The following is a 17,168-nucleotide window of genomic DNA, read 5'->3' as shown; positions in this document are numbered from 1 at the left end:
CTGCGGCGGACATTTTCCTTCGATATCTTTGCCATTTTGACGCCGCGAAGGTGGATTTAAGTGGTCCTGACCCTATGGGTATTTCCCGGCTACACTTATAAACGGCGACCCGTAGAGTTGATATGGAGCGACATGTTCCAGACCCGCGATGACGCAAAGGCTGCGGAAAAGCAGATTAAAGGCTGGAGCAGGGCGAAGAAAGAGGCGTTAATACGGGGTGATTGGGATCGTGTATCGGAGTTAGCAAGATGTCGCAGTCGAAACCCTTAACCGCTCTTCAACGGACGTGGCGGCTATGCGGCAGCCGCTCACGGCTATATCAATGACTAAAGTCACCGCCGAACTTCTAACCAAGGTCAGCGACATTCCCGCCGACCAATGGGATGCGCTGAACCCTCGGGGCAATCCGTTTGTGGGCCACGCGTTCCTGTCGGCGCTGGAGCAATCCGGGAGCGTCGGTCCGGGCACAGGTTGGTCGCCTGCGCCCGTCATCATGCGCGATGCGGATGATATTCCGACGGCAGCGCTTCCGGCCTATCTCAAGACACATAGCCAGGGCGAATATGTGTTCGACCATCATTGGGCTGACGCATTTCATCGGGCGGGCGGGCAATATTACCCCAAGTTGCAGATTGCCGCGCCATTCTCGCCCGTGCCGGGGCCACGATTGTTATTGCGCGATCCAGCGATGGCGTTGCCAATCTTGCGCGCCGCCGAAGCGGTGGTTGACCAAAATGGCCTGTCGTCCGCGCACGCGACCTTTGTGGAGGAGGCCGAGCTGGAGCAATTTCGCGCGGCGGGATGGCTGACGCGGGTCGGCACCCAATTTCATTGGCAGAACCGCGATTATGCGGATTTTGAAGACTTTCTGGGCGCGCTGTCTTCACGCAAGCGCAAGGCAATCCGCAAGGAACGTGCCGGCGCGCAAGACGCGGTGCGCATACAACAGATTTCGGGCGCGGACATTACGCCGGAACATTGGGATGCGTTCTGGATATTCTATCAGGATACTGGCGCGCGCAAATGGGGTACGCCATATTTGACGCGCGCGTTTTTCGACATCATCGGGACAAGCATGCGCGACAGCATCGTGTTGTTTTTGGCCTTTGATGACGACCGCCCGATTGCAGGCGCGCTGAACTTCGTCGGACCCGATTGCCTCTATGGCCGCTATTGGGGTTGCACCCGCGATGTGCCATTTTTGCATTTTGAACTGTGTTATTATCAGGCGATTGATTATGCCATCGCGCATCGCCTCGCCCGCGTTGAGGCTGGCGCACAAGGCGAACATAAATTGGCGCGCGGTTATGAAGCGGTGCCGACCTATTCGGCGCATTATATCGCCAATGCAGGGTTCCGGGCCGCAGTTGCCGATTTTCTGGAACGCGAAACAGTGGCCATGGAACGCGAGATTGAATTTCTGGGCGAAATGGCGCCATTTAAGAAGGGCTGAGGCCAGTCAAACGGCTCTTGCAATCCTCAATTTAATCGCGCAATTAATTGCGGAGAGAGGAATCGTCCCATGAGCACACCGAGCCCTGAAGAACTGAGCCGTTTCGAAAAGCAATGTGATGCGTGGTTTGCCGAAAACACATTGCGCGACCCGGGTTTCATGCTGCCTTTGACCTTTATGGAAGTGTCGACAGATCAGCAGTTTGATTTCCTACGCAATTGGCAGCGCAAGGTGTATGAGGCGGGCTATTTCGGCATGTCTTGGCCCACAGAATATGGCGGCTATGGCATGCATCCCGAATATCAGCGGATCGCCACGCGGATCATGAAAAGCCATGATGCGCCGATCATGCTCAACGCGATTGCCAATGGCTGGACGGGGCCCTTGTTACTCGACATTGGCCGTGAGGAGGACAAAAGCCGCTTCATCAAGCCCATGCTGTCCGCAGAAGAAATCTGGTGTCAGGGCTTTTCCGAGCCGGAGCATGGTTCGGACCTCGGCAGCGCGCAGACGAAGGCGGTCAGGGATGGCGACGAATATGTCATCAATGGTTCCAAAATCTGGACATCCTTGGGCGATCGCGCAGATTATATGATTTTGCTCGCGCGGACATCGAATGACGGACCAAGCAAATATGCAGGGCTTTCCTTCTTCCTTGCACCTATGAAAATTCCTGGCGTTGAAACGCGGCGGTTGAAGAAACTCACCGGCGAATATGGCTTCACCCAATGCTTTTTCACCGATGCACGCATTCCGGCATCGGGCCTTGTCGGCGAAGAGGGCCAGGGCTGGATGGTCGCGATGAAGACGCTGGAATATGAACGCGGCGCAAAGGTTAATCCGGTTGGCGGCTATTTCGTCAAAGAAATGGACGTGATGGGCGTCGTCGATATGGCACGTTCGGCCAAGCGCGGTGGCAAGCCAGTGCTGGATGATCCCGTGATGCGCGACAGGCTGGTCGATTATATGATCGAGATTCAGGCGCTGAACCTGAACAACCAACGCCGCCGCATGGCGCCGCTCACCAGTGATCGCCCGATGGGGCTTGCGTTGATGAACAAGCTGGCGCGGACCGAATTGGTGCGGGAATTGACTGAGTTCTCGTTGCAGTTTCAGGGCGCACGCGCTGGCTATTATGTTGGCGATGAAAACGCGGTCGATGACGGCTATTGGCATCGGTCCTATTTGAACAGCTTTTCGGCCACGATTGGCGGCGGCACGAGCCAGATTCAGAAGAATATCATCGGCGAACATGTGCTTGGCCTGCCCAAGGGACGGTGACTGTGACTATGGGCCGAAACCCTGAGCAGCAGTTGCTAAACAACTGCGTCCGTCGAAGGGTGTCTGTCGTTCGAACGCCGCACATGCGGTGAAGCGCCCTTCGACCCTTCGTCAGCGCTATGCGCTGACGGCTCAAGGCTGCGATTTATTGAGGAGTGATTATGTCCGAAGTCCTAACCCAAGCCCAAGATGGCGTCCTGATCATCACGATCAACCGGCCCGAGGCGAAGAACGCGGTCAACCAGGCGGTCGCGCAAGGTATTGCTGCGGCCATGGAGCAGTTGGATAGCGATAAAAGCCTCAACGCGGGCATTATCACTGGCGCGGGCGGGACTTTCTGCTCTGGCATGGACCTGAAGGCGTTTCTGCGCGGTGAGCTGCCCAGCATCAAGGGCAAGGGTTTTGCGGGCTTTATCGAATCTCCACCGGCCAAGCCGCTCATTGGCGCAGTGGAGGGCTATGCCCTTGCAGGCGGCATGGAAATCGCGATTGCTTGCGACTTGCTCGTGGCCAATGACAAGGCGCAGTTTGGCATTCCCGAGGTCAAACGCAGCCTTGTCGCGGCCGCAGGAGGCTTGCTGACGCTGCCGTCGATTATCGGTAAACGTATGGCGATGGAACTTGCGCTGACGGGTGATTTTATCTCGGCGCAGCGGGCGTATGAGGTCGGCTTTGTGAACCGCGTGACCGACGGCGCCGCCATTGACGCCGCGCTTGAGCTTGCTTTTAAGGTGGCCGCGAACGGTCCGCTGGCACTGATTGCGACGAAGCGCGTGATCAATGAGCGACCTGACTGGAACTCCACCGAGATGTGGAAGAAACAGAACGAGATTTGCGCACCTGTTTTTGCGTCGAAAGATTCACGCGAAGGCGCGTTGGCCTTTGCCGAGAAACGCAAACCAAACTGGCAGGGGGCGTAACATGGGCCATCCTGTTGTCCACGCTTTAGCCAACCCCGACAAACCAGCTGTCATCATGGCGGGTTCGGGCGAGACCATTACATACAAGCAATTGGATGAACGTTCCAACCAGTGTGCCCATTTGTTCCGGTCGCTTGGGCTTCAGCATGGCGATACGGTGGCAATTTGCCTCGAAAACCGTGCCGAATTTTTCGATCTTGTCTGGGGCGCGCAACGGGCGGGGCTGATCTATGTCGCGATTAGTTGTCGGCTTACGGCCCCCGAAATCGACTATATCCTGAAGGACAGCGGGTCGAAGGCGCTTTTTGCCTCGCCTTATTTGGGCGCGGCGCTGGACCAGATTGAAAGCCCGGTGACGCGTTTCATCCTCGGCGGCGCACATGCCGGCTGGGAAAATTACGCTGATGCGGTAGCCAAGATGCCGATCACGCCGGTGGCCGATGAGCGCGCAGGCACCGACATGTTGTACAGTTCGGGCACGACGGGACAACCGAAGGGCATTCGCTTTCCGCTGCCCGAAGACGCCAATATTGCGGCCCCCAATGTGTTGGCGGGCCTTGCCATGATGGCGTTCAAATTTTCGGGCGACAGCATTTATTTGTCGCCAGCGCCGCTTTATCATGCTGCGCCGTTGCGCTGGTGTACGGCGGTGCATCGCCTTGGCGGCACAGTGGTGGTGATGGAGAAATTCGACCCCGAAGCGGCGCTCGCGGCTATCGAGACATACAAGATAACCGCCAGCCAATGGGTGCCAACGCACTTTGCACGTATGCTTAAGCTGCCCGCAGAACTACGCGCCAAATATGATGTTTCCAGCTTGGAAACAGCGGTCCATGCCGCCGCGCCATGTCCCGTTCCCATTAAGGAGGCGATGATTGACTGGTGGGGTCCGGTATTACGCGAATATTATGCTGGGACCGAGGGACAGGGAATAACCTTCATCTCCAGCGAGGAGTGGCTGACACACAAGGGCTCGGTTGGACGGCCATTGAACGCGGTCATGCATATATGCGACGAAGACGGGGATGATGTTCCCGTGGGCCAGGAAGGCACCGTGTTCTTCGAAAGTGCGGCGTCTTTCAGCTATCATAATGATCCTGATAAAACCAAGGGCGCGACCAACAAACATGGCTGGACCACGCTTGGTGATGTGGGGCGGTTGGATGAGGAAGGTTATTTATACCTCACCGACCGCAAAAGCTTCATGATCATTTCGGGCGGGGTAAACATCTATCCGCAAGAGATCGAAAACCACTTGGTCACGCATCCCCGCGTGCGCGACGTCGCCGTCATCGGTGGCCCGCATGACGAAATGGGGGAAGAGGTGATTGCCGTGGTGCAGCCGCTCGATATGGCCGACGCGGGAGATGATTTGCGCGACGAACTCACCGCCTACGCACGTGAAAAATTGTCGGGTATCAAGATCCCGCGCCGCATTGATTTTCGCGAAGAGCTTCCCCGCCATGATACCGGAAAATTATACAAACGCCTGCTGCGCGATGAATATTGGGCGAAGCAGGACAAAGTGTCAGATTAAGGCTATAACGCCAAAGACTCATCAGGAGATAGACAATGACCACCCAATATAAAAATCTGATCAACGGCGAACTGGTGGATAATGGCCAGTGGATTGATGTTGTAAACCCAGCGACAGAGCAGGTCATTGGCCAAGTGCCCGATTGCGGACAGGCCGATCTCGACAAGGCGGTTGCCGCTGCGCGCGCTGCATTTCAGACCTGGAAGAAAACGAGCGTAGAAGAGCGCCGCGCCTTGTTTGCCAAAATGGCCGACGTGATCAAGACGAACAGCGACGAACTGATGCGCTTGCTCACCGCCGAACAGGGCAAGCCGCATATGCAGGCGGGCAGTGAAATCGCTGGCTGCGTTGGCATGACGCGCGCTTTGCCAATGCTGAATTTGGAAGAGAAAATTACCGAAGACAGCGACAAGCGCCTCAGTCGCACCCGCCGCGTTCCCGTTGGCGTGGTTGGCGGCATCGTGCCGTGGAACTTCCCGGTGTTGATGGCGATTCAGAAGATTGTGCCTGCGTTGTTGTCGGGTTGCACGATGGTGCTAAAACCATCGCCTTTCACGCCGCTGGCGACTTTGCGTTTGGCTGAACTGGTGGCGGGCATATTCCCGCCGGGCGTGCTCAACATCATCACGGGCGGTGATGCGCTTGGACCATTGCTGACGTCGCACCCTGACATTGACAAGATCACCTTCACCGGCTCGACCGCCACGGGCAAACGCGTCATGGAATCGGCATCGAAGGATCTGAAGCGCATCACGCTTGAATTGGGCGGTAATGACGCCGCAATCGTTCTGCCTGATGCCGATGTGGGCAAGGTCGCGGAAAAGCTGTTTTGGGCGAGCTTCTACAATGCGGGCCAAGTCTGCATCGCAGCCAAGCGTATCTACATTCACGAAGATATCTATGACGAATTGTCGGGCGCGATTGCGGCCTATGCCAAGGCAGTCAAGGTTGGCGATGGCGCCGAACAGGGCACCGCCATTGGTCCTATTCAGAACAAGCCACAATATAAGCGCGTTTTGGAGCTTATTCAGGACGCGAAGGACAAGGGCTATAAATTCCTCGCCGGCGGCGATCATGACCCATCTATCCCTGGCTATTTTGTGCCTGTCACCGTGCTTGATAACCCGCCCGAAGATGCGCGGATTGTTGCCGAGGAACAGTTTGGCCCCGTGATGCCGTTGATGAAATTTTCAACGATTAATGAAGTCATCAGCCGCGCCAACGCGTCGGATTACGGACTTGCCGGATCTATCTGGACCAGCAACCCGGATGCTGCGGTCGAAGTTGCCGAGCAATTGGAGACAGGAACTGTCTGGATTAACGAGTCCATGCATCTCGCCCCCAACGCGCCTTTTGCCGGGCATAAGCAGTCAGGCTTTGGCGCGGAATTGGGTGAGGAAGGCTTGCTTGAGTTTACCTATCCACAAGTGATCACGATAGCGCGCGAGGCGGCTTAAACCCAAATCCTCTCCATCGACTTGCGATGGGGAGGGGGACCACCCGAAGGGTGGTGGACGGGCCTTTAACGCCAAAGTCCCCTCCGTCACACTTCCGCTTTGCGTAAGTGCGCCACCTCCCCATCGCAAGTCGATGGGGAGAATAATCCGAACTTGACTCTCCCCCTTCAAAGTTTAATCGTTTGATTAAATTTCGAACAACAGGAGAGTGACTATGGCAGACGCCTATATTGTGGATGCGGTTCGTACCGCAGGTGGCCGTCGTGGCGGCAAGCTTGCCGGTGTGCATCCGGTGGATTTGGGCGCTGCGGTTCTTGATTCTATTGCCGACCGTAATGATTTTGACCCTGCGGCGATTGAAGACGTTATCATGGGATGCGTCATGCAGGGTGGCGAGCAAGCGGGCGACGTTGGTCGCAACATCGTGCTTGCGTCGCGCCTGCCAAATTCGATCCCTTCGGTTAGCATTGACCGCCAGTGCGGATCATCACAGCAGTCGATGATGTTTGCCGCCCAAGGCGTCATGTCAGGCACGCAGGACATTGTGCTTGCCGCTGGTATCGAAAGCATGACGCGCGTGCCGATGGGCTCGACATCCATGCTGTTCAAAAAAGAAGGCATGGGCACGTACAAAAGCCCGCGTTTGGAAGAAGCCTATCCCGGCATCATGTTCAGCCAGTTTATGGGCGCTGAAATGCTGGTCAAAAAATATGGCTTTACCCGCGAAGACCTCGACCAGTTCGCGTTAGAATCGCATCAAAAGGCGATTGCGGCCTCGCAAAGCGGTGCATTTGCCAATGAAATTGTCGGCGTGGAAGTCGATACGCCAGAGGGCAAGTTCGTCCACAATAAAGACGAAGGCATCCGCTATGACGCGACCTTTGAAAGCCTGTCCGGCGTGAAGTTGCTTCAGGAAGGCGGGAGTATTACCGCCGCCAACGCCAGCCAGATCTGCGACGGCGCATCCGCGGTTCTGATCGTATCGGAAAAGGCGTTGAAAGAACATGGCCTGACCCCGCGCGCGCGGATCGTCAACCTGACGGTGACGGCGGGTGACCCCGTCATCATGTTGGAAGAACCATTGTTCGCAACCGACCGCGCGTTTCAGCGTTCGGGCATGAAAATATCCGACATTGACTTGTATGAGGTCAATGAAGCCTTTGCACCGGTGCCTTTGGCTTGGCTCAAGCACATAGGCGGCGATCGTTCGAAGATAAATGTTCATGGCGGCGCAATTGCACTTGGCCATCCGCTTGGTGCGTCGGGAACGAAGTTGATGGCAACATTACTGAATGCGCTGGAAGCACGTGGCGGGCGCTATGGCCTGCAAACAATGTGCGAAGGCGGCGGTCAGGCCAATGTCACGATTATTGAACGGGTTTAACTCGCGACCAGATAAACTTCACCGTAGCCCTGAACCTGTCGAAGGGCGCTTATCGGTTAAACGCGCTTCGACGCAGCTCAGCACTACGGTATTTGGAAAAGGAATTTACATGAAATTGGATTCAACAGTCGCAGCCGTCGTCACTGGCGGCGCATCGGGACTTGGCGAAGCAACCGCACGGGCGCTCGCGGCAAAGGGTGTGCGGGTCGCGATTTTCGACTTGCAAGCCGACAAGGGCGAAGCGCTTGCCGCTGAAATTGGCGGCGTGTTTTGCAACGTAAATGTCACCAGCGACGAAAGCGTTGATGCTGGCTTTGCTAAGGCACGCGCAGGCCATGGTCAGGAACGTATCTTGGTAAATTGCGCTGGAACGGGCAACGCGGCTAAGACCGCCAGCCGTTCGAAGGAAGACGGATCGATCAAGCATTTCCCGCTCGATGCCTTTGACCGCATCATTCAGATCAACCTTGTTGGCACGTTCCGCTGCATCGCCAAGTCGGCAGCGGGCATGTTGACACTGGAGCCGATGGAAGATGGTGAACGTGGCGCGATGGTCAACACCGCGTCGGTGGCGGCTGAGGACGGCCAGATGGGGCAAGCGGCCTATTCCGCATCCAAGGGCGGCATTGTCGGTATGACCTTGCCAATCGCGCGCGATTTGATGAGCGAAGGCATTCGCATCAACACCATCCTGCCGGGCATTTTCAACACGCCGTTGATGAATGGTGCTCCACAAACCGTAAAAGACGCCCTTGCTGCATCGGTGCCGTTCCCGAAGCGCCTTGGCCACCCGCATGAATTTGCGCACGTTGCGATGACGATGATCGAATGTGGGTATTTCAACGGCGAAGATGTGCGCGTTGATGGTGCGATCCGCATGGCGCCCCGCTAAACGCCACTTATCCATGAAAAATAACCCCAAGCCCTGAGTTGTTAGCGCAACGCCTTTTGACTGGCGCATCTGTTATGCGACCGCTGCTCAGGGCTTCGTTTTCATTGCGAGGCCAATTGCCATGACCGAATTCACCCAAATCCAATATGCTGTCGCCGACGGCATCGCGACCATCACCATGCATCGTCCCGAAAAGATGAATGCATTCACCAATGTGATGATGCGCGAGATGTGCGCGGCGTTTGATTTGGTGGACGCTGATGATGCTGTGCGTGCGGTCATTGTAACGGGGGCAGGTGAACGTGCCTTTTGTGCGGGCGCGGACCTTACACCGGACGCGGGCGGCGATGTGTTCGCCAGCCGATCACAGGTCGAATCGCTTTCGGACGAACGCGTGCGCGATTCCGGCGGTCGGCTAACGTTGCGGATATTCCAGTGCAAAAAGCCTGTCATTGGCGCAATCAACGGCGCGGCGGTGGGCATTGGCGCAACGATGCAATTGCCGATGGATTTCCGTTTGGCGAGCGACACTGCGCGCTTCGGCTTTGTCTTTGCGCGGCGCGGGATTGTGCCAGAGGCGGCCTCTAGCTGGTTCCTGCCGCGCTTGGTTGGCATGCAACAGGCGTTGGAATGGTGCATGACGGGTCGGGTGTTCGATGCCGTCGAGGCGTTGAATGGCGGCCTCGTCCGCTCTGTCCATGCGCCGACCGAATTGATGGAAGCGGCGCGGGTGCTGGCGCGTGAGATAGCGGATAATACTGCGCCGGTATCCATTGCCCTGACGCGCGCCATGTTGTGGCGGCTGTCTGCTGCGGACCACCCGATGGCCGCGCATGCCATTGACAGCCGGGCAATTTACCGCCGTTCGCGGTCCGGCGATGCAAAAGAGGGCATCGCCAGCTTTCTGGAGAAACGCAGTCCGGTCTACCCCGACAAAGTTTCCACAGACTTGCCTGACTTCTTCCCATGGTGGGACGAACCTGTTTATAAGTAACCTTAGGTAAATGGGGAGCGGGCACCAATGGCAACAACAGGACCAAGACTGGCAAGCGATTCATCCGATGGCAACACGGCGCGCGATCAATTGATCGAGGCCGCCAGCCAGATCATGCGCGAAGGTGATACGATTGACCTCTCGCTATCCGAATTGTCGCTTCGTGCTGGACTGAACAGTGCCCTGGTCAAATATTATTTCGGTAATAAAAATGGCCTGATGCTGGCGTTGCTTGATCGCGACATGGGCAATATCGTGCAAAGGCTTGGTGCTTTGGTGGCCAAAGACATGCCGCCTGCCGACAAATTGCGTGTCCATATTGGCGCGGTGATCGACACCTATCACGCCTTTCCTTACCTCAACCGCCTGTTGATGCGCATGGTCCGCGACAGCGCCCCTGCCGAAGCCGCGCGCATTGCGGAACTGTATCTCAAGCCGATTTCTAACGTTTATGAAGTGCTGATTACGCAGGGCGTAAAGGCGGGTAAGTTTCGCAAAACCGACCCGCAATTTTTTTACTTCACGGTAACAGGCGCAGCCGACCGTTTCTATTCATCACGGTTGGTGCTTCGCCATTGTTACAATCAAGACGATTTCGACGAGAATATGCGCGATGCCTATCGCGAGCATACCATTGATCTGATCATGCGCGGGTTGTTGGTTTAGGTTTATCCTCTCCCTGTGGGAGAGGGATTACATCCCCAATGCGGCCTTAATCTCATCTCCGTCGGCATCCAGCATTGGCGGATGGGCGTAATTGGATACCGGCGTCCCGGCATAATGCACGGGATGCTTCATCGACCGATATTTGCCGATGTCCGGCGATTCTCGTTCTTCAAAAAACCCGACATCGGCCAAATGCGGATCGGCCAGCACATCGGCCATGCGGTTATATTTCATCGCCGGAATGTCATGCTGCGCCAATAGGTCAAGCCATTCGGCGGTGGTCCGCGTCGCGCTGACTTCCTCAATCAACGCATATAATTCGCCGGTGTGCTTAGTGCGCTCCTGATAGGTTGAAAAGCGCGGGTCGTCGAAGACATTGGGCCGCCCGCCCAGTTCAAAAAATGTCGCCCATTGCCGGTCATTATAAGGGACGATGGCAATAAAGCTGTCCTTGGTCGGATAAGGCCGCCGGCGCGGGTTGACCGAGCGCGTGTAGCCCATGCGGCCATTGCCGGGGACGAAGGTTTCGCCCCACAGATTTTCCACCATGTTGAACCAGGTGAAGCATTCAAACATCGGTACTTGGACAAACTGCCCGCCCTGTCCGCCCGCGCGGCCAAGCAATGCTGCCATCGTGGCGTTGGCGGCAAACAGGCCGCTGACCTTGTCGGCGACAAGGCTGGGGGAATAAGTTGGCCGTCCACCATCGCGCTGTTCGCTTAAGGCGGCAAAGCCCGAAGCGGCCTGAATGAGGTCGTCATATGCCTGCCGCTCGCCATAGGCACCGCCCGCGCCAAAGCCCGCGCAATGCACATAGACGATATTGGGGTTGATCGCCTTCACCGCCTCATAGCCAAAGCCAAGTCGCTCGACGCCAGCCATACGGACATTGTGGATGAAGACGTCGGCCTCTTCCAACAATGCCTCAAGAACGGCTTTGTCTTCGGGCTTTTTGATGTTGAGGTTGATCGCTTTTTTGTTGCGGTTGAGCGCGGTGAAAATCGGCCCATGCTGCTTGGTGGGCGAATCGCCGCCATGGCGCATCATGTCGCCCGGCGTATTGCCCTGGCTATTTTCGATCTTGATAACCTCGGCGCCCAGATCGGCCAATTGCACCGTGGCATAAGGCCCAAGCACGACCGTGGCCATGTCAACGACCTTAATGCCCTTCAACGGCCCGGTTGGTTCTGTGTCCCATTTCAATTTCGGCCATTTCGCCATGTGCGCTCTCCCAAAGTCCTTGCATCAACTGCTAGCATATTTAAGCGTGCAGTTAAGAGATAATCTGGAGAGCAACATGGGCAATTTTGACGCGCGCGCGCCAGTGATCATCGGCGTAGGTGAGGCCAGCCGGAAAACCGTCGCTGGCGAATGGCCTGCCCCACGCGAACTGGCGGGAGCCGCCATCAAAGTGGCACTCGCCGATACTGGGCAGTCGCAAGCCGTTGCCGCCGTGATTCACACCATCGCCGCCATCCGCACGTTCGAGGATAGCGGCGTCAGCCTTGGCACCGGCTCTCCCGATAACGCGCCTGAGGCCTTTGGCGCTGCGGGTGGGATTACGGCAAAACGCCTGATCTATGCCGATGTTGGCGGACAAAGCCCGCAGGCGATGTTGAACGAACTGGCCGGTGACATAAGGCGCGGTACTTGCGACATGGCGGTGTTGGTCGCGGCTGAAGCGACGGGCACTGCCAAGCGCGCACGTAAGGCGGGGGTATCCTTGGACTGGAGCCTTCCTTCGGACACCCCGTTCGACAATCGGCTGTCCAGCTTCCCGATTCTAAGCCGCACCGAAATACGCCATGGCATCATTTCGATGCCGCTGGCGTATAGCCTCATTGAAAATGCGCGGCGGATGGCGCTCGGCCTTGACGGTGCCGCTTATGCCCGCGAGATGGCGGCCTTATGGTCCGCTTTCTCCGTTAAGGCCGAAACACGGCTCCATGCACAATTCCCCGGTTTTCGATCCCCCGAAGCGCTGCAAAGCGGGGACAATGCCAATTACCCGCTGACCGACATCTACCGGCGCTGGCATGTGGCGCAGGATGCGGTCGATCTGGGTGGCGCGGTCATCCTGACCAGCGCAGGCAAGGCGCGCGATTTGGGTGTTCCGCAAGACAAATGGGTGTGGCTGGCGGGCGCTGCCGAGGCCGCAGAGCCACCCTTGTCCGAACGTGCCGTTATCCATCGTTCCGCTGCGCTCGATTTCGCCATTCCTGCGGCGCTGGGTCAAGCGGGCCTTGCCGTGACCGACCTTGGCCCGGTCGACATTTATAGCTGCTTTCCCTGCGCGGTCTTCGCGGCAGTGGACAGTATGCAGGATGCAGGCCGGGCGCTTGGTGATTATACGCTCACCGGCGGGCTGAGCTTTTTTGGCGGCCCGGGCAATGGCTTTGCCATGTATAATATCGCCGCGATGGTCGATGCACTGCGCCGTGATGGGGCCAAGCCCGCCATATTAACGGCCAATGGCGGCGTGATGTCAAAGCAAGCGGTCGGTATTTACACCGCAACGCAGCCCAGCGTTCCATGGTCCGGCGACGTGGCAAAGGGCTATGCCCCCACACCGCGCGCGCTCGATGATGCGCCGCAGGGCACGGCGCGGGTGCGCAGCTTTGTGCGACCGGCGGGCAAGGACGGTTTTGGTCCGGCGACGGCTCTGCTGGAAACCGAAGGTGGCGCGCGGGCGATGGCGGTGATCGATTGTCCGGTGGATACCGACCTTGGCAACGCGGTCGTTTACGTCACCCCGGGCGAAAAACGCCATATTGCGACATTTGTCTGATAATCTGTGGTTCATCCTGCTGGGTATATGTTATGCTGCTCGCGTGATCTGGAGAAAATCGATGCACATTCTCAAATTGGCCCTCTTTGCCTTTCCTTTGACACTGGTCGCTGCGTGCGGACAAGTGGACAGCACGCCAAAGCCGCTGACCGAGAAACAGAGCGCAGTCTTGATGAAAGAACTGAACGGCAAGGTCGCGGGCAAGCCGGTAAATTGTATCAGCGACTTTAACGCCACCAACACCATCCGTGTTAGCGACAATATCCTGCTCTACCGCGTATCCGGCCGCTTGGTGTATCAAAACAACTTGCGATCCGCTTGCAGCGGACTTGCGCGGGACAATGACATCATTGTGTCCGAACAATTTGGCAGCCAGAAATGCAAAGGCGACATCATCCGTCTGGTGGACCGGACAAGCGGCATGACCGGCGGCGTTTGCAGCCTTGGCGAATTCGTGCCTTATCGAAGCGAGAAGACGACCGATTAGTCGCGCTTACTGCGATGAGGGGTCTTGTTCGGGGACACTTAGCGCACTTGCGACTTCGCCTCTGGGCTGGCAAAGGGGCGCTTCTAACCGCAGTTGAAAGCAAGATACTCCATGTCCGAGATGATCCGCATTACCCTTCCCGATGGCACTGCCCGTGAAGTCGCGCGCGGGACTACCCCTGCGGACATTGCCGCCGCGATTGGCCCGGGTTTAGCCAAGGCAGCGATTGCGGCGCGCGTCGATGGCGAATTGCGCGATATCATGCGCCCGATTGAGGCCGATGCCCAGTTGGCGTTGGTGACCAGCCGCGACGAGGCGGATGCGCTTGAGCTCGCCCGGCACGATTTCGCGCATATATTGGCAGAGGCGGTGCAGGCGCTGTATCCGGGCACGCAAATCACCTTTGGCCCATCGACCGATGACGGTTTTTATTATGACGTCATGGCACCTGCCACACGCGGGCCGTTCACAATGGATGATCTGCCCGCGATAGAAGAACACATGCGCGCGATCATCCGCGCCGATAAGCCGCTGCGCCGTGAAGTCATGGCGCGTGACGCCTTGATTGCGAGTTGGCAAAATGCGGGCGAAAGTTTCAAGGCAGAGTGGGCGGCGGAATTGCCGGAGGGCGAGGAATTGTCCGTCTATTGGTCCGGCAATGACTGGATGGACATGTGCCGTGGTCCGCATTTGGCCTCGACGGGTAAGTTGGACCCTGCGGCGTTCAAGCTGACGCGGGTGGCGGGTGCCTATTGGCGCGGCGACCAGAATAATCCGCAATTAAGCCGGATATACGGCACGGGCTGGCTAAATAAAAAGCAATTGGACGCGCATCTTCTCCGGTTGGAAGAGGCCGCCAAGCGCGACCATCGCCGTCTGGGCCAAGAGATGGACCTGTTTCATTTGCAGCAAGAGGCGCATGGTTCGGTGTTCTGGCATCCCAATGGCTATCTGATCTGGCGCGAACTTGAAGGCTATATGCGCCGCGCGATTGACGGCGCTGGTTATAAAGAAGTCAAAACGCCGCAAGTCATGGACGCACGGCAATGGGAGCAATCGGGGCATTGGGGCAAATATCGCGCCAATATGTTCGTGATCCCTGATGAAGTGCCCAATGTCGACGATGAAGGCCCCGTGATTTCGGGCGATGCCGACTGGATGGCGTTGAAGCCGATGAACTGCCCTGCGCATGTTCTCATTTTCCGCCAAGGTATTAAGTCCTATCGCGACTTACCCTTGCGCATTTACGAAAATGGCTGTTGCCACCGCAACGAACCGCATGGTGCGTTGCATGGCCTGATGCGCGTGCGTCAGTTTACGCAGGATGACGCGCACATCTTTTGCCGCGAAGACCAGATTGTCGAAGAGGTGCAGGCGTTCTGCGCGCTGGCCGATCGGGTCTACAAGGAATTTGGTTTTACCTATTCGATCAAGCTCGCTCTGCGTCCTGAACAACGCTTCGGTTCGGACGCGGATTGGGACAAAGCGGAAAACGAACTGCGCGATGCCGTGGTCCGCGCTGGCCTTGCGACGTCCGAATTTGGTTGGGAAGAACTGCCCGGCGAAGGTGCCTTCTACGCGCCAAAGCTGGAATGGCATTTAACCGACGCGATTGGCCGGACGTGGCAGGTGGGCACGATTCAATCCGACCGCGTATTGCCCGAGCGTCTCGACGCAAGCTATGTTGGTGAGGACGGCGCACGCCACCGGCCGGTCATGCTGCACCGCGCGATTTTCGGCAGCTATGAACGCTTTATCGGTATCCTTATCGAGCATTACGCCGGCCGGTTCCCAGTCTGGCTCGCGCCTGTGCAAGCCGTGGTCGCGACGATTACGTCGGAGGCCGATGGCTATGCGCATGATGTCACCGCGAAGTTGAAGGCGGCGGGCATTCGTGTTGAGGCCGATACACGCAACGAAAAAATCAATTACAAGGTGCGCGAACATAGCGTTGCCAAGGTGCCGCATTTGTTGGTGGTCGGCATGCGTGAGGCAGAAGAGGGCAAGGTCGCAATCCGCAGCCTTGGCTCCGATGGCCAGCGTATCATGACGCTCGAAGAGGCGATTGATATGCTCAAGCATGAAGCAACGCCGCCCGATTTGCGTTGAACCAATAGACGTCTTTCAAGGAGAATGTGATGAAAACACTATCATTGACGCTTGCAGGGGTATTTTTCTTGGCCGCGTGTCAGCAACCCGCGGCGGAACAAGCCGCCGAAACCCCAGCGGCAACAGCAGATGCGACCGCCAGCTACAATGCCGCGCAAAAGGCTTATGCTGCGGCCAATGACAAGATGCATGTCGGCATGGGCAATATCAATGCCGACGCCGATATTGCCTTCATGCAAGGCATGATCCCGCACCATAAGGGCGCGGTTGACATGGCGAAGGTTGCGCTGGAGCATGGCAAGGACCCCGAAGTGCGCGCGCTGGCGCAAAAGGTCATCGCCGCGCAAGAAGCCGAGATGAAGGACATGCAGGCATGGCTCGACAAAAACGGCGTGGCTGCACAAAAGCCGATGACCGCCGCTGACCATGCCGCCATGGGGCATTGAACATTCAAGACCTGATTGGAATTACCACAGCGCAAGCATTGCTGTTGGCGGCGATGACTTTTGGCGCGGCCTATATTCGTGGGCTGACTGGCTTTGGCATGGCCATCATTCTTGTGCCTTTGTTCGGGTTGATTGTGAAGCCGGGTGAGGCAGTGGTCATCGGCATATTGCTTCAGGTGCTGATTGGGCCTGTTGGGTTGAAAGTCATTTACGCCGACGCGCACCGGCAAAGCGCGTTGATGATTGCGGTTTTTGCCATGTTGGCAACGCCGCTGGGGATTTGGCTGTTGATGCATACCAGCCCAGATGTTGCGCGGTTGATGATTGCTGCCATCGCGATTGGGGCGTTTGTGCTCGTGCTGCTGCCGCAACGCGGGGGACTGCGTCCCGGGCCGAAGGAAACGGCGCTAACGGGAATCGCCTCGGGCATATTGACCGGTTTTGCCGCGATGCCGGGCCCGCCCGTGGTGCCCTTTTATCTGCGCCAGCCTATCCCGCCCAAGGAAGCGCGGGCATCCATGATGCTGGTGTTTTTCGCCACCGCGATTGCGGGCACGATATCCGCTTATGTCCTTGGATTGGCGAACGCGCGCCTGTTGTGGTTATCGTTGTTGCTGTTCCCGTCGGTGCTGCTGGGCAACTGGCTTGGCGCGAAATCCTTTGGCCGGGTGCCACCGACCTTGTGGCGCAGTTTTGTCGCTGGTGTTCTTGGCCTTGCCGGGCTTTCGGCCGTTTTGCGGTTACTGAATTAAAG

16 protein-coding genes are annotated in these 17,168 nt (G+C 57.3%); 15 read left to right on the top strand and 1 reads right to left on the bottom strand.

Annotation, left to right across the window (positions count from 1 at the left end; genetic code table 11):
• Positions 1–132 precede the first annotated feature (132 nt).
• The 10 genes from HEQ34_RS14465 (at position 133) to HEQ34_RS10160 (ending at position 10,584) form a co-directional block, all read left to right on the top strand.
• The gene (locus HEQ34_RS14465; protein ID WP_366934865.1) at positions 133–270 is read left to right on the top strand and encodes a hypothetical protein; all 138 of its coding nucleotides are present in this window, start codon (positions 133–135) and stop codon (positions 268–270) included.
• Between the two features lie 52 nt (positions 271–322).
• Positions 323–1,453: a GNAT family N-acetyltransferase gene (locus HEQ34_RS10200; RefSeq protein ID WP_296200100.1), complete on the top strand. Its 1,131-nt coding sequence runs from the start codon at positions 323–325 to the stop codon at positions 1,451–1,453.
• A gap of 69 nt (positions 1,454–1,522) precedes the next feature.
• Positions 1,523–2,734 (top strand): acyl-CoA dehydrogenase family protein, encoded by a 1,212-nt coding sequence (locus HEQ34_RS10195; protein ID WP_296200099.1) that lies wholly within the window; start codon positions 1,523–1,525, stop codon positions 2,732–2,734.
• A gap of 161 nt (positions 2,735–2,895) precedes the next feature.
• On the top strand, positions 2,896–3,654 hold the full coding sequence (locus HEQ34_RS10190; protein ID WP_296200098.1) for a crotonase/enoyl-CoA hydratase family protein: 759 nt from the start codon (positions 2,896–2,898) through the stop codon (positions 3,652–3,654).
• A gap of 1 nt (position 3,655) precedes the next feature.
• On the top strand, positions 3,656–5,191 hold the full coding sequence (locus HEQ34_RS10185; RefSeq protein ID WP_296200097.1) for an acyl-CoA synthetase: 1,536 nt from the start codon (positions 3,656–3,658) through the stop codon (positions 5,189–5,191).
• Positions 5,192–5,226: 35 nt separating this feature from the next.
• On the top strand, positions 5,227–6,648 hold the full coding sequence (locus tag HEQ34_RS10180; protein WP_296200096.1) for an aldehyde dehydrogenase family protein: 1,422 nt from the start codon (positions 5,227–5,229) through the stop codon (positions 6,646–6,648).
• A gap of 214 nt (positions 6,649–6,862) precedes the next feature.
• Positions 6,863–8,032 (top strand): acetyl-CoA C-acetyltransferase, encoded by a 1,170-nt coding sequence (locus HEQ34_RS10175; RefSeq protein WP_296200095.1) that lies wholly within the window; start codon positions 6,863–6,865, stop codon positions 8,030–8,032.
• Between the two features lie 109 nt (positions 8,033–8,141).
• Entirely contained in the window at positions 8,142–8,924 is a 783-nt protein-coding gene (locus HEQ34_RS10170) for an SDR family NAD(P)-dependent oxidoreductase (protein WP_296200094.1), read from the top strand.
• Positions 8,925–9,045: 121 nt separating this feature from the next.
• Positions 9,046–9,918, top strand: coding sequence for a crotonase/enoyl-CoA hydratase family protein (locus HEQ34_RS10165; RefSeq protein WP_296200093.1), 873 nt, complete (start codon positions 9,046–9,048; stop codon positions 9,916–9,918).
• 27 nt (positions 9,919–9,945) lie between these two features.
• Positions 9,946–10,584: a TetR family transcriptional regulator gene (locus tag HEQ34_RS10160; RefSeq protein WP_296200092.1), complete on the top strand. Its 639-nt coding sequence runs from the start codon at positions 9,946–9,948 to the stop codon at positions 10,582–10,584.
• A gap of 27 nt (positions 10,585–10,611) precedes the next feature.
• Here the strand turns inward: HEQ34_RS10160 and HEQ34_RS10155 are convergent, their stop codons facing one another.
• Positions 10,612–11,805, bottom strand: coding sequence for a CoA transferase (locus tag HEQ34_RS10155; RefSeq protein WP_296200091.1), 1,194 nt, complete (start codon positions 11,803–11,805; stop codon positions 10,612–10,614).
• 76 nt (positions 11,806–11,881) lie between these two features.
• On the opposite strand from HEQ34_RS10155, the gene HEQ34_RS10150 reads away from it, so the two are divergent.
• From HEQ34_RS10150 to HEQ34_RS10130, 5 genes are all read left to right on the top strand, one after another.
• A complete protein-coding gene (locus HEQ34_RS10150) occupies positions 11,882–13,372 on the top strand; it encodes a hypothetical protein (protein ID WP_296200090.1) in 1,491 nt (496 codons plus the stop codon).
• Between the two features lie 61 nt (positions 13,373–13,433).
• The gene (locus HEQ34_RS10145) at positions 13,434–13,859 is read left to right on the top strand and encodes a hypothetical protein (RefSeq protein WP_296200089.1); all 426 of its coding nucleotides are present in this window, start codon (positions 13,434–13,436) and stop codon (positions 13,857–13,859) included.
• 111 nt (positions 13,860–13,970) lie between these two features.
• Entirely contained in the window at positions 13,971–15,968 is a 1,998-nt protein-coding gene (gene thrS, locus HEQ34_RS10140; protein ID WP_296200088.1) for a threonine--tRNA ligase, read from the top strand.
• Between the two features lie 29 nt (positions 15,969–15,997).
• Entirely contained in the window at positions 15,998–16,414 is a 417-nt protein-coding gene (locus HEQ34_RS10135) for a DUF305 domain-containing protein (protein ID WP_296200087.1), read from the top strand.
• A complete protein-coding gene (locus HEQ34_RS10130; RefSeq protein ID WP_296200086.1) occupies positions 16,411–17,166 on the top strand; it encodes a sulfite exporter TauE/SafE family protein in 756 nt (251 codons plus the stop codon). The genes HEQ34_RS10135 and HEQ34_RS10130 overlap by 4 nt, the downstream gene beginning before the upstream one ends.
• Positions 17,167–17,168 lie beyond the last annotated feature (2 nt).

Origin of the sequence: Sphingorhabdus sp., from assembly GCF_023910635.1 — a bacterium.
Classification (GTDB): domain Bacteria; phylum Pseudomonadota; class Alphaproteobacteria; order Sphingomonadales; family Sphingomonadaceae; genus Sphingorhabdus_B.
Note: the sequence above shows the minus strand (reverse complement) of the source record. Positions and strands in the feature narration are given on the sequence as shown.